Raw genomic sequence first — 19,117 nt, 5'->3', positions numbered from 1 at the left:
CCTCATCCCCCCACCCCATGGAAGGGACACCATGGCATCACGCACGCTGAACAGGGTCACCAAGGCCCTGCTGGCTCCCGCCCTGGCGCTCGGCGCCACCGTCGGCCTCGCCTCCGCCCCCGCCTCGGCCGCCGTCTGGAACTCCTGCGACCAGTGGGCCAACACGAGCCTGAACGGCTACACGCTCTACAACAACATCTGGGGCAGCGGCGCCGGAGCCCAGTGCATCTGGGCCAACTCCGGCACCAACTGGGGCGTCAACGCCAACCACCCCAACACCGGCGGCATCAAGTCCTACCCGAACCAGACGAAGGCGATCAACAAGTCCATCACCTCGCTGGGCTCGCTCTCCAGCAGCTACAACGTCACCGTCCCGTCGTCCGGCGCGTACAACACGTCGTACGACATCTGGGACACGGACCACGACTACGAGATCATGCTCTGGGTCAACAAGACCGGACCCGTCGGCCCGATCGGCACCTCGCAGGGCAGCGTCAGCCTCGGCGGCCACTCCTGGAACGTCTTCAAGGGCACCAACGGCTCCAACGAGGTGTTCTCGTTCATCCGCACCTCCAACTCCAGCTCCGGCACCGTGAACATCCTGCCGATCCTGAAGTGGATCAAGGACACCAAGGGCTGGATGGGCAACGAGACCATCGGTGACGTCCAGTTCGGCTACGAGATCACCTCGTCGTCCGGCGGCCTGGACTTCCGTACCAACAGCCTGTCCGTCAGCAGCAGCTGACGCCGTACCGGGGCCGGGGTCGGCCGTGCCGTTCAGGCGCGGTCGACCTCGGCCCGCAGCGCGTTGTACTCGGCGAACGCCGACTCGACGTCGGCGCGGCTCAGGCCGTAGCGGTGCAGGTCGTAGGTGTGCTTGCGGGTGCCCTTGGGGCGGGCGACGGCCGCCGGGAGCCGACCCGCGTCGGCCTCGGTCCAGGGGGCGCCGACGGCCGCGTAGAGCTTCGGGGCACCGGCGGCGGGGTCGGAGCCGAGCCAGGAGTACGGGGCGTCCACCAACTGCTCCGCGGGGATCGCGGCCCGGGCCGCCAGGCCGCGTGTCATGGCACGGCTCAGCAGGCCGAGCCAGGTGGCGCCGATACCGGGCAGGTCGAGCGGGCGGCTGCTGACGGCCATGCCGTGCTCGATCAGCGAGCAGAACGACGCCACGACGGTGACCGGATCCCGGTGGCACCACACGATCGTGGCGTCGGGGAACACCGTGCGCAGCGCCTCCAGGTTCTCCAGGTGCATGGGGGACTTCAGCACCCAGCGCCGCCGCGGACGGCCGTACTGGAGCACCTGGTAGACCTGCTTGAGGTACCGGTAGTCGGCGGTGAAGTCCCGCGCGCAGTGCCACGCCCGGTACTCGGGGATACGGGCCTGGGAGAACGGCATCAGGGCGTGCGGCAGCGCGAACGTGCACTCCTCCGGTCCCTCGGCGGCCATCGCGTGGATGTCCCGGAAACGCGGCGCGAAGAGGTCCGTGCCCTGCACCAGCCGGCGCCCGGCCCTGATCGCCCTGCGCCGCTGCCGGGGCGGCAGCTCCAGGTCGGGCCCGAGCAGTTCCCACAGCAGGGGGCACCGGTGCCCGTCCGAGATCGACAGCACCGCGTGCGTGACCGTGGTGGCGGTGCGCGGCAGCCCCACGACGAACACCGGCTTCTCGATCGGCTCCCGCTCGATCTCCGGATGCTCCGCGATCAGCCGCAGGACGCGGGCCCGGTTGGCGAGATGCCGGCGCACATGCACCTGCGCCGACTGCCAGCCGACCGGGGTCAGCCGCTCGGCCTTCGCCCACCATCCCAGCAGCGACCGGAAGCCGTCGACGAACTCCCCGTCCCCCGGCGCCTCCCCGGCCTCCACCACGAGACGGCCGAAGACCCGGTCCGGGTCACGGCGGGAGCCGAAGCCCGGCCGCAACAACAGATTCGCCAGCGTGAGGGCGAGCGGAGACGTGGACACGCAGGGAACTTATCCTCTCGAACCCGCTTGCGGTGGAAGGAAGTTGGTCAACAGGCGGAAGGGGTGGCCGGATGACCTCCATCGAACCGGCCACCCCTCCCGCCGACGCGGCTACTCCGCTACGGGCAGCCGCGCCCCGTCCCGCAGAAACAGCGGGATGCGGTCCGGTGGGGCGTCGACCGTCACGGACCGGCCGCCCTCGTACGTCTCACCCGTCCACGCGTCCGTCCAGGTGGCCCCCGCCGGGAGGTACGCCGTACGGGCGGTGGCGCCGGCGGTGAGCACCGGGGCGACCAGCAGGTCCGGGCCGAAGAGGTAGGAGTCGTCGACCGACCAGGTCGCCTGGTCGTCCGGGAACTGAAGGAACAGCGGCCGCATCACCGGCAGGCCCTCCTCGTGCGCCTCCCGCATGACGCGCAGCACGTACGGCTTCAGCCGCTCGCGCAGCCGCAGGTACTTCTCCAGGACGGCCCCGGCCTCCTCGCCGTACGACCACACCTCGTTCGGGCCGCCGGTCATCGCAGGGCCCAGCGGCATGCCCGGGTCGCGGAAGCCGTGCAGGCGCATCAGCGGGGACAGCGCGCCGAACTGGAACCAGCGGACCATCACCTCCCGGTACGCCGGGTCGTCCGGGTCGCCGCCGTGGAAGCCGCCGATGTCGGTGTTCCACCACGGGATGCCCGACAGCGCGGTGTTGAGGCCGGCCGCGATCTGGCGGCGCAGGGTCGGGAAGTCCGTGCCGATGTCCCCGGACCACAGGGCGGCGCCGTAGCGCTGACTGCCCGCCCAGGCCGAGCGGTTGAGGCTGACGACCTCCTCCTCGCCGGTGGCGACGAGGCCCTCGTAGAACGTGCGGGCGTTCTCGGCCGGATAGATGTTGCCGACCTCCAGGCCCGGGCCCGCCCAGTAGCGCAGGTTCTCCTGGAAGCCCGGCTTCAGCTCCGGCTCGCAGGCGTCCAGCCAGAACGCCGTGATGCCGTACGGGTCGAGGTAGTTCTCCTTCACCTTCGACCACACGAACTCCCGGGCGTCCGGGTTGGTGGCGTCGTAGAAGGCCACCTGGACCGTGGAGGCGACCTCCTTGTCGGGCCAGTCGGCGTGCGCCATCGGGCCGTACTGGGTGCCGATGAAGTAACCGCGCTGCTCCATGACCGGGTGGTTCTCGCTGAGCGGCGACACCGACGGCCAGACGCTCACCACCAGCTTGATCCCGAGCTCCTCCAGCTCGCGCACCATCGCCGCCGGGTCCGGCCACTCCTTCGGGTCGAACTTCCACTCGCCGAGGTGCGTCCAGTGGAAGAAGTCGCAGACGATCGCCGAGATGGGCAGGCCCCGCCGTTTGTACTCCCGGGCCACCGCCATGAGTTCGTCCTGGGTGCGATAGCGCAGCTTGCACTGCCAGAAGCCCGCCGCCCACTCCGGCAGCATCGGCGTCCGGCCGGTCACCGCGCTGTAGCGGCGCTGGGCGGCGGCCGGATCGCCCGCCGTGATCCAGTAGTCGATCTGCCGGGCCGAGTCGGCGACCCACCGCGTGCCGTTGTGCGCCAGCTCCACGCGGCCGATCGCCGGGTTGTTCCACAGCAGCGTGTAGCCGCGGCTGGAGGTCAGCACCGGGATGCCGACCTCGGCGTTGCGCTGGACCAGGTCGAGGACCAGGCCCTTCTGGTCCAGGCGCCCGTGCTGGTGCTGCCCGAGGCCGTACAGCTTCTCGCCGTCGTAGGCGGCGAAGCGCTGCTCCAGACGGTGGTGGCCGTTGCCGACGGCCGTGTAGAGGCGGGAGCCGGGCCACCAGAAGTGGGCGCGGTCCTCGGCGAGCAGCTCGGCGGAGTCCTCCGTCCGCAGGAAGCGGATCAGGCCCTCGGCGTTCACCTCGACGGTGAGCGTGCCGACGGTCAGCTGCCCGCGCCCGTCCTCGATCTTCACCGTGGACGGGGTCGCGGGCGCGTCGTCGAGGAGCGCGCCCGGGAGCCCTTCGAGCACCGGGCCGCCGAGCCGGGCCCGCACCCGGACCGCGTCCGGGCCCCACGGCTCGATCCGTACGGTCTCCTGACGGCCGCTCCACTCCAGCGCGCCGCCCCGCTCGCGGAACGTGCCGACGGTGGGGGAGGACTGCGCCAGACTCACCTGGGGCTGGATTTCAGCAGGCTGATTCACGTGGCGGGCTCCTGTGCTCCTGTGGGAGTGCAGACAGAGGTGTTCAGACAGAGGTGTGCGGACACGGGGGTGCCCTGGGAGGGCGGGAGACGTGGGGTGCGGTGTGCCTTACGGCCGGGTGGGCGCCGGCCCCGTGCTGCCCCGGACCGTCAGCTCGGGCGCGAGCAGCACGACCTCGTCGCTGCCGCGCCCCTCGAACTTGGCGACCAGCTGTTCCACGGCGTGCCGGCCCATCTCCTGCGCGGGGATGGCGACCGACGTGAGCCGCACCGAGGCCTGCGTCGCGACCTGGTCGGGGCAGATCGCGACCACCGACACGTCCTCCGGCACGGCCCGGCCCTGCTGCCGCAGCAGTGCGAGCAGCGGCTCGACCGCCGACTCGTTCTGCACGATGATCCCCGAGGTGTCCGGGCGTTCGTCCAGGATCCGGGCGAGCGTCACGGCCATCGCGTCGTATCCGCCCTCGCACGGCCGGTGCAGCAGCCGCACGCCCAGCTCCCGGGAACGGGTCCGGAGGCCGTCGAGGGTGCGCTCGGCGAAACCGGTGTGCCGCTCGTAGACCGCCGGGGCCTCGCCGATGACAGCGATGTCCTGATGCCCCTGCTTCGCCAGGTGCTCCACGCACAGCGCGCCCGTCGCCCGGAAGTCCAGATCGACGCAGGTCAGACCGGTGGTGTCGGCGGGCAGCCCGATCAGCACGGACGGCTGGTCGGTCGCGCGCAGCAATGGCATCCGCTCGTCGTCGAGTTCGACGTCCATCAGGATCATCCCGTCGGCGAGCCCGCTCCCGGCGACGCGGCGCACCGCGTCCGGGCCCTCCTCACCGGTGAGCAGCAGCACGTCGTGCCCGTGCGTCCGGGCGGCGGTCGCCACCGCGATGGCGATCTCCATCATCACGGGCACGTACATGTCCGTGCGCAGCGGGATCATCAGCGCGATGATGTTCGACCTGCTGCTGGCCAGGGCACGGGCCCCGGCGTTCGGGTGGTACCCGAGCTCGCGGATGCTCCGCTCGACCCGCTGCCGGGTGTTCGCGGAGATGGACCGCTTGCCGCTGAGGACATAGCTCACCGTGCTCGCCGAGACTCCGGCGTGCTGGGCGACCTCGGCGAGGGTGACCATCCAGCTCTCCAAGCTTTGTGAAGCGCTTCGACAATGCGCGTTACTGATGTGTGTAGGTGAGGGTGGTTCGACAGTAGCTCCAGCGGGAGTACGTGTCCATAGGTTGTCGAAGCGCTTCGATACGATTTCTCGAACACCGTCGACCGTGTGCTCACCCTAGGCCGAACGGCTGCGCGAAGACTGGTGGGAGCGTCCGGTTTCGGGTACCAACGATCCAGTAGCACTGATCGGTAACGTACGGTCCTCAACATCCCTATATGCGGCGAGGTGGCCCTCATGTCCGCTTCCACCACCCCCTCTTCCCGTCCCGCCGTCACCGAGCGGGAGGCCCGTGAGGTGGCGGAGGCCGCCCGGGAACAGCACTGGCGCAAGCCCAGCTTCGCCAAGGAGCTCTTCCTCGGCCGCTTCCGGCTCGACCTCATCCACCCCCACCCCCTCCCGGCCGACGAGGCGGCCCAGCGCGGCGAGGAGTTCCTCGCCAAGCTCCGCGACTTCGTCGAGACGAAGGTCGACGCGGCCCTCATCGAGCGCGAGGCCCGCATCCCCGACGAGGTGATCGACGGACTGAAGGAGCTCGGCGCCTTCGGCATGAAGATCGACACCAAGTACGGCGGCCTCGGCCTCACCCAGGTGTACTACAACAAGGCGCTCTCCCTGGCCGGCTCCGCCAGCCCCGCGATCGGCGTGCTGCTCTCCGCGCACCAGTCGATCGGTGTGCCGCAGCCGCTGAAGCTGTTCGGCACGCCGGAGCAGAAGGAGCGCTTCCTGCCGCGCTGCGCCCGCACGGACATCAGCGCCTTCCTGCTCACCGAGCCCGACGTCGGCTCCGACCCGGCCCGCCTCGCCACCACCGCCGTGCCCGAAGGGGACGACTACATCCTCGACGGCGTGAAGCTGTGGACCACCAACGGCGTCGTCGCCGACCTGCTGGTCGTCATGGCCCGGGTCCCGAGGAGCGAGGGCCACAAGGGCGGCATCACGGCCTTCGTCGTGGAGACCAACTCGCCCGGCGTCACCGTCGAGAACCGCAACGCCTTCATGGGCCTGCGCGGCATCGAGAACGGCGTCACCCGCTTCCACCAGGTCCGCGTCCCCGCCGCCAACCGCGTCGGCGAGGAGGGCCAGGGCCTGAAGATCGCCCTGACCACGCTCAACACCGGACGGCTCTCCCTGCCCGCCTCCTGCGTCGCGGCCGGCAAGTGGTGCCTGAAGATCGCCCGGGAGTGGTCGGCGGCCCGCGAGCAGTGGGGCAAGCCGGTCGCGCACCACGAGGCGGTCGGCTCCAAGATCTCCTTCATCGCGGCCACCACCTTCGCCCTGGAGGCCGTGACGGACCTGGCCTCGCAGATGGCCGACGAGGACCGCAACGACATCCGTATCGAAGGCGCGCTCGCCAAGCTGTACGCCTCCGAGATGGCCTGGACGATGGCCGACGAACTCGTCCAGATCCGCGGCGGCCGCGGCTTCGAGACGGCCGAGTCCCTCCGGGCCCGCGGCGAGCGCGGCGTCCCCGCCGAGCAGCTGCTGCGCGACCTGCGCATCAACCGCATCTTCGAGGGCTCCACGGAGATCATGCATCTCCTCATCGCCCGTGAGGCCGTCGACGCCCACCTCTCGGTCGCCGGCGACCTCATCGACCCCGGGAAGTCCCTGGGGGAGAAGGCCCGCGCGGGCGTGGGCGCCGGCGTCTTCTACGCCAAATGGCTGCCCAAGCTGGTCGCCGGCCCCGGCCAGCTCCCGGCCACCTACAGCGAGTTCAAACACGGCGTGGACCTCTCCGGGCACCTGCGCTACGTCGAGCGCACCGCCCGCAAGCTCGCCCGCTCCACCTTCTACGCCATGTCCCGCTGGCAGGGCCGGATGGAGTCCAAGCAGGGCTTCCTGGGCCGGATCGTCGACATCGGCGCCGAGCTGTTCGCCATGAGCGCGGCCTGCGTCCGTGCCGAACTGCTGCGCAGCCAGGGCGACCACGGCCGCGAGGCCTACCAGCTCGCCGACGTCTTCTGCCGCCAGTCCCGCATCCGGATCGAGGAGCTCTTCAACCGCCTGTGGACCAACACCGACGACCTCGACCGCAAGGTCGTCAAGGGCGTTCTGTCGGGCACGTACGAGTGGCTGGAGCAGGGCATCGTCGACCCGTCGGGCGAGGGACCGTGGATCGCGGACGCGACACCGGGCCCGAGCCGGAAGGAGAACGTCCACCGGCCGATCCGGTAACTCGGCACTGCTCGGGGGCGCGAGCCAGTACGGCGCGCGCCCCCGCGAAGGGGATGCGCTGTCCTCACACCCCACGCTTACGGCAACAATGGAGGGATGAGCGACAGTCCAGCCCCCCTCGCCGACCCGCACCTCGTCTACGACCCGGTGACGGGCGACGGCCCGAAGGACGTGGTGATCCTCGGCTCCACCGGGTCCATCGGCACGCAGGCCATCGACCTCGTGCTGCGCAACCCCGACCGGTTCCGGGTCACCGGCCTGTCCGCCAACGGCGGCCGGGTCGCCCTCCTCGCCGAGCAGGCGTACCGGCTGCGGGCGCCCACGGTCGCGGTCGCCCGCGAGGACGTCGTACCGGCCCTGCGCGAGGCGCTCACCGCGCAGTACGGCACGGGCGAGCCGCTCCCCGAGATCCTCGCCGGCCCGGACGCGGCCACGCGGCTCGCGGCGTCCGACTGCCACACCGTCCTGAACGGCATCACCGGCTCCATCGGCCTCGCCCCGACCCTGGCCGCCCTGGAGGCGGGCCGGACCCTCGCGCTCGCCAACAAGGAGTCGCTCATCGTGGGCGGCCCGCTGGTCAAGGCTCTCGCCAAGCCCGGGCAGATCATCCCGGTCGACTCCGAGCACGCCGCCCTCTTCCAGGCCCTGGCCGCCGGCACCCGCGCCGACGTCCGCAAGCTGGTCGTCACCGCCTCCGGCGGCCCCTTCCGCGGCCGTACGAAGGCGGAGCTGGCCCACGTCACCGTCGACGACGCCCTGGCGCACCCCACCTGGGCCATGGGCCCGGTCATCACGATCAACTCCGCGACCCTCGTCAACAAGGGCCTGGAAGTGATCGAGGCACACCTGCTCTACGACATTCCCTTCGACCGCATTGAGGTCGTCGTGCATCCCCAGTCGTATGTCCACTCGATGGTTGAGTTCACGGATGGATCGACACTGGCCCAGGCGACCCCGCCCGACATGCGCGGGCCCATCGCCATCGGCCTCGGCTGGCCCGAGCGCGTGCCCGACGCGGCGCCCACCTTCGACTGGAGCAAGGCCTCGACCTGGGAGTTCTTCCCGCTCGACAACGAGGCCTTCCCGTCGGTGAACCTCGCGCGGCGGGTCGGCGAGCTCGCGGGCACCGCCCCGGCGGTGTTCAATGCGGCCAACGAGGAGTGCGTGGAGGCGTTCCGCCAGGGCGCACTGCCCTTCAACGGGATCATGGAGACCGTCACCCGGGTCGTCGAGGAGCACGGCACCCCGCGTACGGGAACCTCACTCACCGTGTCGGACGTCCTCGAAGCGGAGACCTGGGCGCGGACCCGGGCCCGGGAACTGGCGGCACAGACGGCGGAGGCCCGTGCATGACGACCCTGATGTTCATCCTCGGCATAGGTCTCTTCGTGGTCGGGCTGCTGTTCTCGATCGCGTGGCACGAGCTGGGGCACCTGTCCACCGCCAAGCTGTTCGGCATCCGCGTGCCGCAGTACATGGTCGGTTTCGGCCCGACGGTCTGGTCGCGCAAGAAGGGCGAGACCGAGTACGGGCTCAAGGCCGTCCCGTTCGGCGGCTACATCCGCATGATCGGCATGTTCCCGCCCGGCCCCGACGGCCGGCTGGAGGTCCGCTCCACCTCCCCGTGGCGCGGCATGATCGAGGACGCCCGCTCGGCCGCGTACGAGGAGCTCAGGCCGGGCGACGAGAACCGCATGTTCTACACGCGCGCGCCCTGGAAGCGCGTGATCGTGATGTTCGCGGGCCCCTTCATGAACCTGATCCTGGCCGTGGCGCTGTTCCTCACCATCCTGATGGGCTTCGGCATCACCCAGCAGACGACCACGGTCAGCTCGGTCTCCCAGTGCGTCATCGCGCAGAGCGAGAACCGCGACAAGTGCGAGAAGGGCGACCCGGCGAGCCCGGCCGCCGCCGCGGGCCTCAAGGCGGGCGACAAGATCGTCTCGTTCGGCGGCGTCAGGACCGACGACTGGAACAAGCTGTCCGACCTCATCCGCGCCAACCCCGGCAAGGAGGTGCCGATCGTCGTCGACCGCAAGGGCCAGGACGTCACCCTGCACGCGAAGATCGCCACCAACCAGGTCGCCAAGAAGGACTCCGGCGGACAGATCGTCGAGGGCCAGTACGTCCGGGCCGGATTCCTCGGCTTCAGCGCCGCCACCGGTGTGGTCAAGCAGGACTTCGGCGAGTCCGTGACCTGGATGGGCGACCGGATCGGCGAGGCCGTCGACTCCCTCGCCGACCTCCCCGGCAAGATCCCGGCCCTGTGGAACGCGGCCTTCGACGGCGCCCCGCGCGAGGCCGACTCCCCGATGGGCGTGGTCGGCGCGGCCCGCGTCGGCGGCGAGATCTTCACCCTCGACATACCGCCGACCCAGCAGCTGGCCATGGCCCTCATGCTGGTCGCCGGTTTCAACCTCTCCCTGTTCCTGTTCAACATGCTCCCGCTGCTGCCGCTCGACGGCGGTCACATCGCGGGCGCCCTGTGGGAATCGCTGCGCCGCAACACCGCCAAGGTGCTGCGCCGGCCGGACCCGGGCCCCTTCGACGTGGCGAAGCTCATGCCCGTCGCCTACGTGGTCGCCGGGATCTTCGTCTGCTTCACGATCCTGGTCCTGATCGCGGATGTGGTGAACCCGGTGCGAATCTCCTAGTCATACGGCGTTCACGGCGGCCCGGCATGCTGTGTGCCGGGCCGCCCCCCATGGAGTGGCAATGCGGGCGGGATGTGCCCGCGCCAGGGCACGTGCCGTAATCTCGAAGCTCGGAGCCCGCTGCTCACGGGACCGGACCTTGATCCACGACTTGGGGTTGCACAGCAGATGACTGCGATTTCTCTCGGCATGCCGTCCGTTCCGACCAAGCTCGCCGAGCGCCGGAAGAGCCGGCAGATCCAGGTCGGATCCGTGGCCGTCGGCGGAGACGCCCCCGTCTCGGTCCAGTCGATGACGACGACGCGTACGTCCGACATCGGCGCGACCCTCCAGCAGATCGCCGAACTCACCGCCTCCGGCTGCCAGATCGTCCGCGTCGCCTGCCCGACCCAGGACGACGCCGACGCCCTCGCGACCATCGCCCGCAAGTCGCAGATCCCGGTCATCGCCGACATCCACTTCCAGCCGAAGTACGTCTTCGCCGCGATCGAGGCCGGCTGCGCGGCGGTCCGCGTCAACCCCGGCAACATCAAGCAGTTCGACGACAAGGTCAAGGAGATCGCCAAGGCGGCCCGGGACCACGGCACCCCGATCCGCATCGGCGTCAACGCGGGCTCCCTCGACAAGCGCCTCCTGCAGAAGTACGGCAAGGCGACCCCCGAGGCCCTGGTCGAGTCGGCCCTGTGGGAGGCGTCCCTCTTCGAGGAGCACGACTTCCGCGACATCAAGATCTCCGTCAAGCACAACGACCCGGTCGTGATGATCGAGGCGTACAAGCAGCTCGCCGAGCAGTGCGACTACCCGCTGCACCTCGGTGTCACGGAGGCCGGTCCCGCCTTCCAGGGCACGATCAAGTCGGCGGTCGCCTTCGGCGCGCTGCTCAGCCAGGGCATCGGCGACACGATCCGCGTCTCGCTGAGCGCGCCCCCGGCCGAGGAAGTGAAGGTCGGCCTCCAGATCCTGGAGTCGCTGGGCCTCAAGGAGCGCGGCCTGGAGATCGTCTCCTGCCCCTCCTGCGGCCGCGCCCAGGTCGACGTCTACAAGCTGGCCGAAGAGGTCACGGCCGGCCTCACCGGCATGGAGGTCCCCCTCCGCGTCGCCGTCATGGGCTGCGTCGTCAACGGCCCCGGCGAAGCCCGCGAGGCCGACCTCGGCGTCGCCTCCGGCAACGGCAAGGGCCAGATCTTCGTCAAGGGCGAGGTCATCAAGACCGTCCCCGAGTCCAAGATCGTCGAGACCCTGATCGAAGAGGCGATGAAGCTCGCCGAGCAGATGGAAAAGGACGGCGTCATCTCGGGCGAACCGTCGGTGGCGGTAGCGGGCTGACGTTTTTGAAGGCCGCCAGTTGGATCCGCGCCCCTGAAAGGGGCGCGGGGAACTGCGCGCTCAGCCACAGAAAACCCGCACCCGCCAACAAACCCCCGGCTCCCCGAGCTCAAAGGCGCCCGCCCAAGCAGCGCAGCTATAGTGCGGAGACCAGCAGACCCGAGTGTGTGAGGCCCCGCCCGTGTTGACGCAGACGACCTCCCGGGTCCTCGAACCGAGCGACCTGGACGCCGCGCTCGCCATACTCGACCGCGAGCCGGTCGCCAACGCCTTCGTGGCGTCCCGCGTGCAGATCGCCGGCCTCGACCCGTGGCGGCTCGGCGGCGAGATGTGGGGCTGGTACGAGGACGGCATGCTGACGTCCCTGTGCTACGCGGGCGCCAACCTCGTCCCCATCTGCGCCACTGAGCGCGCCGTCCGCGCCTTCGCCGACCGCGCCCGCCGGGCCGGCCGCCGCTGCTCCTCCATCGTCGGCCCGGCCGGCTCCACCGCCGACCTGTGGCGGCTGCTGGAACCGCAGTGGGGCCCGGCCCGCGACGTCCGCCGCCACCAGCCGCTCATGGTCACCGACCGCCTGCCGGACGGCATCGCCCCGGACCCCTACGTCCGTCGCGTCCGCAAGGACGAGATGGAGAAGATCATGCCCGCGTGCGTGGCGATGTTCACCGAGGAGGTCGGCGTCTCCCCGCTGGCCGGCGACGGCGGCCTCCTCTACCAGGCCCGCGTCGCCGAACTCGTCGGCTCCGGCCGCGCCTTCGCCCGCTTCGACGCGGACGGCAAGGTCGTCTTCAAGGCCGAGATCGGCGCCGCGACCGACCGCGCCTGCCAGATCCAGGGCGTCTGGGTCGCCCCCGAACACCGGGGCACCGGCCTGGCCGCCCCCGGCATGGCAGCGGTCCTGCGCTACGCCCTGGCCGACGTGGCGCCGGTGGCGAGCCTGTACGTCAACGACTTCAACACGGCAGCCCGCAGGACCTACCAGAGGGTGGGCTTCCAAGAGGTCGGCGCCTTCATGAGCGTGCTGTTCTGACAACTCGAAGCCCCCTGTAGGCTCCCCGCCATGGACCTGGTGATCGGCCCCCTCGACCTCTCCGCCCACGTCGACGAGGCCCTGGAAGTCCAAGCCGTGGCATTCGGGCTGGGCCCCGACGAAGTCGCAGTCCGCCGCCAGATCGTCCTGCGCCACATGACCTACCCGGGCGCCCGCGCCCTCGGTGCGACAGCCGGCGGCAACCTCGTGGGCTTCGTCTACGGCATGCCCAACGACCGCGCCCACTGGTGGTCCACCGTCGTGGAGCCGTACCTCAGGGCGAACCACCACGACCACTGGCTCGACGACGCCTTCGTGATCACCGAGCTGCACGTCCACCCCGCCCACCAGAACCGGGGCATCGGACGCTCCCTGATCACCACGATCACCGACAGCGCCGCCGAACCCCGCTCGATCCTCTCCGCGATCGACATCGAGAGCCCCGCCCGCGCGCTCTACCGCTCCCTCGGCTACCGGGACCTGGCCCGCCAGGTCCTCTTCCCGAGCGCCCCCAAGCCGTACGCGGTGATGGGCGCTCCGCTCCCGCTCCTGCGCCGTTAACCGATTTCCACCGCCCGGCACCCCCCGGATAACCTCCTGCCATCACCTACACGCAGCAGGAGCAGAAAAGCCATGGCGAACGTACCGGTCCAGCGCATGTCCCAGTTGATGGCGAAGACGTTGCGCGACGACCCGGCGGACGCCGAGGTCCTCAGCCACAAACTCCTCGTCCGCGCCGGGTACGTGCGCCGCACCGCCGCCGGGATCTGGAGCTGGCTGCCGCTCGGCAAGCGGGTCCTGGCCAACGTGGAGCGCATCGTCCGTGAGGAGATGGACGCCATCGGCGCCCAGGAGGTGCTGCTCCCCGCCATCCTGCCGCGCGAGCCCTACGAGGCCACCGGCCGCTGGGAGGAGTACGGCCCCGAACTGTTCCGCCTGCAGGACCGCAAGGGCGGCGACTACCTCCTCGGCCCCACCCACGAGGAGATCTTCACCCTGCTGGTGAAGGACCAGGCGTCCTCCTACAAGGACCTGCCGGTGATCCTCTACCAGATCCAGAACAAGTACCGCGACGAGGCCCGGCCCCGCGCCGGCATCCTGCGCGGCCGCGAGTTCCTGATGAAGGACTCCTACTCCTTCGACACCGAGGACGAGGGCCTCGCCCGGTCCTACGCCCTGCACCGCGAGGCCTACCAGAGGATCTTCGCGCGCCTCGGCCTCGACTACCGCATCTGCGCCGCCACCGCCGGCGCGATGGGCGGCTCCAAGTCGGAGGAGTACCTCGCCCCGGCCGAGGCCGGCGAGGACACCTTCGCCGACTGCCCGAACTGCGACTTCGCCGCCAACACCGAGGCGATCACGTACGAGCTGAAGCCCGTCGACGCCACGGACGTCCCGGCCGCCGAGGACATCCCCACCCCCGACACCCCGACCATCGAGACCCTCGCCGCCTCCCTCGGCGTCCCGGCCTCGGCCACGCTGAAGAACCTCCTCGTCAAGGTCGACGGCGAGATCGTCGCCGTCGGCGTCCCCGGCGACCGCGAGGTCGACATGGACAAGGTCGAGGCGCACTTCGCCCCTGCCGTCGTCGAACTGGTCACCGAGACGGACTTCGCGGCCCGCCCCGACCTGGTCCGCGGCTACGTCGGACCGCAGGGCCTGGACAAGGTCACGTACATCGCCGACCCGCGCGTGGCCCCGGGCACGGCCTGGATCACCGGCGCCAACAAGGCCGGCACGCACACGAAGAACGTCGTCGCGGGCCGCGACTTCGAGGTCGACCGTTACGTCGACGTCGTGGTCGTGCAGGAGGGCGACCCCTGCCCGAAGTGCGGCACGGGCCTCGTCCTCGACCGGGCCATCGAGATCGGCCACATCTTCCAGCTCGGCCGCAAGTACACCGACGCCCTCAAGCTCGACGTCCTCGGCCAGAACGGCAAGCCGGTCCGCGTCACCATGGGCTCCTACGGCATCGGCGTCTCCCGCGCGGTCGCCGCCCTCGCCGAGCAGAGCGCCGACGACAAGGGCCTGTGCTGGCCCAGGGAGGTCGCCCCGGCCGACGTCCACGTGGTCGCCGCCGGCAAGGCCCTCCAGACCGAACTGGCCCTCGACATCTCGCAGAAGCTGGCCGCCGCCGGTGTCCGCGTCCTGGTCGACGACCGCGCCGGCGTCTCCCCGGGCGTCAAGTTCACCGACTCCGAGCTGATCGGCGTACCGCAGATCCTGGTGGCCGGGCGGCGCGCGGCCGACGGTGTGGTGGAACTGAAGGACCGCCGCACCGGCGAACGCGAGGAGCTGACGGTCGAGGAGGCCGTCGCCCGGCTCACCGCCTGAGTGCCCTGGCCCTGTGAGCGCTCCGGGCCCGACGGAGCGCTCACAGCCAGCCGGCGAACTCCAGCAGCAACTCCGCGTCCCGCGGGCGTCCGACCCGCCCCGCCCGCACCCCCGACTCCACGGCCCGGAAGAGCGTCCAGCCGCGCAGCCGCTCCTGGTCGACGTCCAGGGACTCGGCCAGCCGCTTCACCCGGCGCCGGGTCGTGGCCGCGCCGGACGGCTGGGCGATCAGGTCCTCCACCCGGTCGCGGACCAGCCGGGCCAGATCGAACGCGCACTCGCCGACCACCGGGTCGGGCCCCACGGCCAGCCATGGCATCCGCTCCCCGGCGAGCACCTTGCTCTGCCGGAACGTGCCGTGCAGCAACCGGTGTTCGGGCGGCGCGGCCAGCAACTCCTCGCGCGCCGCGAGCGCCACGTCGACCAGCGGCGCCACCTCGGGATCGACCCGGGCACGCGCCCGCATCGCCTCGGCCTGCCGCCCGGTCCGCTCGGCCACGGTCTCGAAGGGGAAGCCGGCGGGCGGCTCCACCCACAGCCGCCGCAGCGCCCCCGCCGCCTCCAGCAGCGCCTTCGCCTCCGGCAGCGACCGCACCGACACGTCCGGATGCAGCCGCTCCAGCAGCAGCACACCCTCGGTCCGGCAGGGCTCGAACAGCTGCACGGCGCCCCGTCCGGCCCAGTGCGCGAGCGCGGCCCGCTCCGCCTCCGGGCGGGCCCGGCCCGGCGCCAGCTTCAGCACGGCGGGCGTCCCGTCGGCCGTCCGCACCAGCACGACCAGGCTGCTGCGCCCGCCGGGCACCTGCACCCGCTCCACGGTCAACTCGCGTAGCGCGACGGCCTGCTGCGCCGCCTCGGGCAGCTTCTCCAGCCAGTCGTCACCGTCCGGTGCCGTCTCACCGAGCGCCCTGACCAGACGCTTCGGCGGTTCGAAAACCATGCGCGAGTCGTTCCCTTCGTACGGTCCGCGGTGCGTGCCCCGCGCGGGTCACGCCGTCGGCGCCGCCAGGGGCGGGGCCGTGCCGGCCCGCTCGGCGAGCCCAGGGAAGGCTACGCTCTCGCCGCGCCAGCGCACCGCCCGCACCGCCGCCTCCCGCAGCGCCTCGGCGGCCAGGGCCCGCCGGGCGCCGCTCGCCGCGCGCACCAGGTCCGAGTACACCCCGGCCACCCGGTCCTCCAGCTCGGCGGCGAGCCGCACGGCCGCCGCCGCGTCCGGCACCGGGAACGGCAGGGCGTATCCGGCGGCCGCCGCCACGGGCCTGCCCCCCAGGTCCTTCACCTCGCGCACCAGCGCGTCCCGGCGCGCCCGGTGCGCGTCGTACGCCGACCGTGCCTCGGCGCGCCGCCCGTCGCTGATCCGGCCGCCGACCACGCCGTAGCCGTACACCGCCGCGTGTTCGGCCGCCAGCGCCGCCTGGACGGCCCGCAGCTCCCCGTCCTTCGCCTCGCTCACGCGCCACCCTCCGTCAGCAGATACACGTGCGCCGCCCCGGCCGCCGCCACCGAGGCCAGCAGCCGCGCCAGCTCGCCCGGCACGTCGAGCAGCGCCTTGGCCCGCCGGTCGGCGAGCTCCCGCTCCGCGGCGGCGAGGGCGGCCAGCGCGTCCTCGTCGCTGCCCGGCACGGCGCCGACCGGGGAAGAGGGGGAGGAAGAAGGAGACGCCTTCCGGCCCGGGCCCCCTGCGAAGGCCCGCGCGTGCCGCACGGACGCCTCCCGCAGCGGGCGCAGCCGCTCCGCGAGCCCGGGGCGGGCGGCGATCACGGCGTCGTACCGCTTCACCAGTCCCTCGCTGTCCCGCGCCGCACGCGCGCGTGCCCGGCGCTCGGCCGCCGACGGGCCGTCCTGCGGGGCGCCCGGGCCCTCGCCCCCGGCGGTGCAGCCCGCCAGGGCGAGGGCCGCCGGGCCGACGGCGAACAGAGTCCTTCTGCGCGGCCCCGAGCGGGCGCGCGGAGATGAGGGGAACGGCACGTCAGACGTCCTCGGGGGCTCGAAAGAGAAAGAAGCGACTCCAGGGCTGAACGCCCGTGATCACGGTACCCGGGCCCCCGCCCGGGACCACTCAGCGGCACCGTTCGTCACCGGGTGGACGGCAACACACCTCACGACCGGATACCCTTTGACCAGACACGCGACCCATCCCACAACAGCACACGCGGCCGAGGAGTCACCCGGATGAGCACCACCCAGAGCGAGAGGCTGCGAAATCTGCTGGAACCGCTCGTCACATCCCAGGGCCTGGATCTCGAAGAGATCGAAGTGGACTCCGTAGGCCGCAAGCGTGTGCTGCGCGTCGTCGTCGACTCGGACTCGGGCGCCGACCTGGACCAGATCGCCGATGTGAGCCGCGCGCTCTCGGCGAAGCTCGACGAGACGGACGCGATGGGCGAGGGGGAGTACACCCTCGAGGTCGGCACCCCGGGCGCGGAGCGCCTCCTCACGGAACACCGGCACTACGTCCGCGCCACGGACCGTCTGGTGAAGTTCCAGCTGGCCGAGGGCGGCGAGCTGGTCGCCAGGATCCTCAAGGTCGACGACGAGGGAATCGACACCGAGGTGCCCGGGGTGAAGGGCCGCAAGGCCACCGCGCGCAGACTCGCCTTCGACGACATCGTCCGGGCCCGCGTCCAGGTCGAGTTCAGCCGCAAGGACAACAAGAAGGAAGAGGAGGCGTAGCCGTGGACATCGACATGAGTGCCCTGCGGGGCTTGGTTCGGGAGAAGGAGATCTCCTTCGACCTGCTGGTCGAGGCGATCGAGTCGGCCCTCCTCATCGCCTACCACCGCACCGAGGGAAGCCGCCGCCACGCGCGCGTGGAGCTCAACCGGGAGACCGGCCATGTGACCGTGTGGGCGAAGGAGGACCCCGACGACCTCGAGGAGGGCCAGGAGGCCCGCGAGTTCGACGACACCCCGTCCGGTTTCGGCCGTATCGCCGCCACCACGGCCAAGCAGGTCATCCTGCAGCGCCTGCGCGACGCCGAGGACGACGCGACGCTCGGCGAGTACGCCGGCCGTGAGGGCGACATCGTCACCGGCGTGGTCCAGCAGGGCCGCGACCCGAAGAACGTGCTCGTCGACATCGGCAAGCTGGAGGCCATCCTGCCGGTGCAGGAGCAGGTGCCGGGGGAGACGTACCCGCACGGCATGCGGCTGCGCAGTTACGTCGTCCGGGTGGCCAAGGGCGTCCGCGGCCCGTCCGTGACGCTGTCCCGCACGCACCCCAATCTGGTGAAGAAGCTCTTCGCCCTGGAGGTGCCGGAGATCGCCGACGGGTCCGTGGAGATCTCCGCGATCGCCCGTGAGGCCGGTCACCGCACGAAGATCGCCGTACGGTCCACCCGGTCCGGCCTGAACGCCAAGGGCGCCTGCATCGGCCCCATGGGCGGCCGTGTGCGCAACGTGATGGGCGAGCTGAACGGCGAGAAGATCGACATCGTCGACTGGTCGGAGGACCCGGCCGAGATGGTGGCGAACGCGCTGTCCCCGGCCCGCGTCTCCAAGGTGGAGATCGTGGACATGGCGACCAGGTCGGCCCGGGTGACCGTGCCCGACTACCAGCTGTCCCTGGCCATCGGCAAGGAAGGGCAGAACGCCCGCCTCGCGGCCCGGCTGACCGGCTGGCGGATCGACATCCGGCCGGACACGGAACCCGCCGCGGACCGGCCCGGGGAATAGATCCAAGCCGCGGGCCGTTCAGATCACGACAGGTTCGGGCGCGGCAACTGTTCGAATCCTGCCCCAAAGGGGTGAGGCGCCTACGGGGAGGTAGACTTAACGGTGTCTGGCCGGACACGCACCCGAGCATGCCCTGAACGCACCTGTGTGGGGTGTCGGGAGCGAGTGGCCAAGGCCGATCTGTTGCGGATCGTGTTGACCGAGGGCGCATGCGTCCCTGATCCACGCGGTACGCTGCCCGGCCGGGGTGCGTATGTGCATCCCACACCGGTCTGTCTCGACCAGGCGGTTCGCCGCCGGGCGTTCACGAGGGCACTGCGCGCCCCGGGAGCGCCCGACACAAAGGCGTTGCGCCAATACGTCGAGCAGACGACAGTTGCCGATCAGGCAACACGGTAAGAACGCGCCGCACGGAACCCCGTGCGGNNCGAAGTGGCTAAGGTCCGGGTCTACGAACTCGCCAAGGAGTTCGGTGTCGAGAGCAAGGTCGTCATGGCCAAGCTCCAGGAGCTCGGTGAATTCGTCCGTTCGGCGTCTTCGACGATCGAAGCGCCCGTTGTACGCAAGCTGACGGACGCCCTCCAGCAGGGCAACGGAGGCGGCAAGCCCGCCCCCGCCCGCAAGGCTGCCCCGGCGAAGCC

18 protein-coding genes are annotated in these 19,117 nt (G+C 71.1%); 12 read left to right on the top strand and 6 right to left on the bottom strand.

The window, feature by feature from the left end:
• Positions 1 to 31 precede the first annotated feature (31 nt).
• On the top strand, positions 32 to 745 hold the full coding sequence (locus tag CCL05_RS16010) for a glycoside hydrolase family 12 protein (RefSeq protein WP_086561181.1): 714 nt from the start codon (positions 32 to 34) through the stop codon (positions 743 to 745).
• A 32-nt stretch (positions 746 to 777) separates the two neighbouring features.
• On the opposite strand, the gene CCL05_RS16005 is transcribed toward CCL05_RS16010, so the two are convergent.
• The 3 genes from CCL05_RS16005 to CCL05_RS15995 all read right to left on the bottom strand — a co-directional run bounded on the left by CCL05_RS16005 (position 778) and on the right by CCL05_RS15995 (position 5,241).
• Positions 778 to 1,965, bottom strand: coding sequence for a sulfotransferase family protein (locus CCL05_RS16005; protein WP_086561180.1), 1,188 nt, complete (start codon positions 1,963 to 1,965; stop codon positions 778 to 780).
• 111 nt (positions 1,966 to 2,076) lie between these two features.
• Positions 2,077 to 4,119 (bottom strand): glycoside hydrolase family 31 protein, encoded by a 2,043-nt coding sequence (locus CCL05_RS16000; RefSeq protein ID WP_086561179.1) that lies wholly within the window; start codon positions 4,117 to 4,119, stop codon positions 2,077 to 2,079.
• 108 nt (positions 4,120 to 4,227) lie between these two features.
• On the bottom strand, positions 4,228 to 5,241 hold the full coding sequence (locus CCL05_RS15995; RefSeq protein WP_086561178.1) for a LacI family DNA-binding transcriptional regulator: 1,014 nt from the start codon (positions 5,239 to 5,241) through the stop codon (positions 4,228 to 4,230).
• A gap of 276 nt (positions 5,242 to 5,517) precedes the next feature.
• On the opposite strand from CCL05_RS15995, the gene CCL05_RS15990 reads away from it, so the two are divergent.
• The 7 genes from CCL05_RS15990 to CCL05_RS15960 all read left to right on the top strand — a co-directional run bounded on the left by CCL05_RS15990 (position 5,518) and on the right by CCL05_RS15960 (position 14,802).
• Complete coding sequence (locus CCL05_RS15990; protein WP_086561177.1) at positions 5,518 to 7,458, top strand: acyl-CoA dehydrogenase family protein; 1,941 nt, start codon at positions 5,518 to 5,520, stop codon at positions 7,456 to 7,458.
• A 96-nt stretch (positions 7,459 to 7,554) separates the two neighbouring features.
• Complete coding sequence (dxr, locus tag CCL05_RS15985; protein ID WP_086561176.1) at positions 7,555 to 8,811, top strand: 1-deoxy-D-xylulose-5-phosphate reductoisomerase; 1,257 nt, start codon at positions 7,555 to 7,557, stop codon at positions 8,809 to 8,811.
• Positions 8,812 to 8,819: 8 nt separating this feature from the next.
• Positions 8,820 to 10,112: a M50 family metallopeptidase gene (locus tag CCL05_RS15980; protein ID WP_086561188.1), complete on the top strand. Its 1,293-nt coding sequence runs from the start codon at positions 8,820 to 8,822 to the stop codon at positions 10,110 to 10,112.
• A gap of 168 nt (positions 10,113 to 10,280) precedes the next feature.
• Positions 10,281 to 11,438 carry a flavodoxin-dependent (E)-4-hydroxy-3-methylbut-2-enyl-diphosphate synthase gene (ispG, locus tag CCL05_RS15975; RefSeq protein WP_086561175.1) on the top strand — a complete coding sequence of 386 codons (1,158 nt, stop codon included), beginning with the start codon at positions 10,281 to 10,283 and terminating at the stop codon, positions 11,436 to 11,438.
• Between the two features lie 181 nt (positions 11,439 to 11,619).
• The gene (locus CCL05_RS15970; RefSeq protein ID WP_086561174.1) at positions 11,620 to 12,468 is read left to right on the top strand and encodes a GNAT family N-acetyltransferase; all 849 of its coding nucleotides are present in this window, start codon (positions 11,620 to 11,622) and stop codon (positions 12,466 to 12,468) included.
• A gap of 30 nt (positions 12,469 to 12,498) precedes the next feature.
• Positions 12,499 to 13,029 (top strand): GNAT family N-acetyltransferase, encoded by a 531-nt coding sequence (locus CCL05_RS15965; RefSeq protein WP_086561173.1) that lies wholly within the window; start codon positions 12,499 to 12,501, stop codon positions 13,027 to 13,029.
• A gap of 72 nt (positions 13,030 to 13,101) precedes the next feature.
• Positions 13,102 to 14,802, top strand: a complete 1,701-nt coding sequence (locus CCL05_RS15960; protein ID WP_086561172.1) for a proline--tRNA ligase — start codon at positions 13,102 to 13,104, stop codon at positions 14,800 to 14,802.
• 40 nt (positions 14,803 to 14,842) lie between these two features.
• Here CCL05_RS15960 and CCL05_RS15955 read toward each other — a convergent pair whose 3' ends face one another.
• From CCL05_RS15955 to CCL05_RS15945, 3 genes are read right to left on the bottom strand one after another with little or no spacing between them, the layout of a single operon-like run.
• Positions 14,843 to 15,742, bottom strand: a complete 900-nt coding sequence (locus tag CCL05_RS15955) for an aminoglycoside phosphotransferase family protein (RefSeq protein ID WP_086561171.1) — start codon at positions 15,740 to 15,742, stop codon at positions 14,843 to 14,845.
• A gap of 48 nt (positions 15,743 to 15,790) precedes the next feature.
• Positions 15,791 to 16,255 (bottom strand): ferritin-like domain-containing protein, encoded by a 465-nt coding sequence (locus CCL05_RS15950; RefSeq protein WP_086561170.1) that lies wholly within the window; start codon positions 16,253 to 16,255, stop codon positions 15,791 to 15,793.
• Positions 16,252 to 16,770, bottom strand: coding sequence for a hypothetical protein (locus CCL05_RS15945; RefSeq protein WP_086561169.1), 519 nt, complete (start codon positions 16,768 to 16,770; stop codon positions 16,252 to 16,254). The genes CCL05_RS15950 and CCL05_RS15945 overlap by 4 nt, the downstream gene beginning before the upstream one ends.
• Before the next feature lie 204 nt (positions 16,771 to 16,974).
• On the opposite strand from CCL05_RS15945, the gene rimP reads away from it, so the two are divergent.
• The 4 genes from rimP to CCL05_RS15925 form a co-directional block, all read left to right on the top strand.
• Positions 16,975 to 17,475 (top strand): ribosome maturation factor RimP, encoded by a 501-nt coding sequence (gene rimP / locus CCL05_RS15940; RefSeq protein ID WP_086561168.1) that lies wholly within the window; start codon positions 16,975 to 16,977, stop codon positions 17,473 to 17,475.
• A gap of 2 nt (positions 17,476 to 17,477) precedes the next feature.
• Entirely contained in the window at positions 17,478 to 18,476 is a 999-nt protein-coding gene (gene nusA, locus CCL05_RS15935; RefSeq protein WP_086561167.1) for a transcription termination factor NusA, read from the top strand.
• Between the two features lie 102 nt (positions 18,477 to 18,578).
• Positions 18,579 to 18,875 carry a YlxR family protein gene (locus CCL05_RS15930; protein WP_086561166.1) on the top strand — a complete coding sequence of 99 codons (297 nt, stop codon included), beginning with the start codon at positions 18,579 to 18,581 and terminating at the stop codon, positions 18,873 to 18,875.
• Positions 18,876 to 18,908: 33 nt separating this feature from the next.
• Positions 18,909 to 19,117, top strand: a 209-nt coding sequence (locus CCL05_RS15925; protein WP_143589894.1) for a translation initiation factor IF-2 N-terminal domain-containing protein, incomplete at its 3' end; no start/stop codon positions are given.

It is taken from the genome of Streptomyces africanus (genome assembly GCF_002150735.1).
Taxonomy (GTDB): Bacteria; Actinomycetota; Actinomycetes; order Streptomycetales; family Streptomycetaceae; genus Streptomyces; species Streptomyces africanus.
This window is presented reverse-complemented; position numbering and strand designations above follow the sequence as displayed.

Excerpts from the sequence above, each read along its gene's own strand:
- CCL05_RS15960 (WP_086561172.1), top strand. The coding sequence starts at position 13,102 with ATGGCGAACGTACCGGTCCAGCGCATGTCCCAGTTGATGGCGAAGACG.
- rimP (WP_086561168.1), top strand. The coding sequence starts at position 16,975 with ATGAGCACCACCCAGAGCGAGAGGCTGCGAAATCTGCTGGAACCGCTC.
- CCL05_RS15980 (WP_086561188.1), top strand. The coding sequence starts at position 8,820 with ATGTTCATCCTCGGCATAGGTCTCTTCGTGGTCGGGCTGCTGTTCTCG.
- CCL05_RS15965 (WP_086561173.1), top strand. The coding sequence starts at position 12,499 with ATGGACCTGGTGATCGGCCCCCTCGACCTCTCCGCCCACGTCGACGAG.
- CCL05_RS16010 (WP_086561181.1), top strand. The coding sequence starts at position 32 with ATGGCATCACGCACGCTGAACAGGGTCACCAAGGCCCTGCTGGCTCCC.
- CCL05_RS15990 (WP_086561177.1), top strand. The coding sequence starts at position 5,518 with ATGTCCGCTTCCACCACCCCCTCTTCCCGTCCCGCCGTCACCGAGCGG.
- ispG (WP_086561175.1), top strand. The coding sequence starts at position 10,281 with ATGACTGCGATTTCTCTCGGCATGCCGTCCGTTCCGACCAAGCTCGCC.
- CCL05_RS15955 (WP_086561171.1), bottom strand. The coding sequence starts at position 15,742 with ATGGTTTTCGAACCGCCGAAGCGTCTGGTCAGGGCGCTCGGTGAGACG.
- CCL05_RS15995 (WP_086561178.1), bottom strand. The coding sequence starts at position 5,241 with ATGGTCACCCTCGCCGAGGTCGCCCAGCACGCCGGAGTCTCGGCGAGC.
- dxr (WP_086561176.1), top strand. The coding sequence starts at position 7,555 with ATGAGCGACAGTCCAGCCCCCCTCGCCGACCCGCACCTCGTCTACGAC.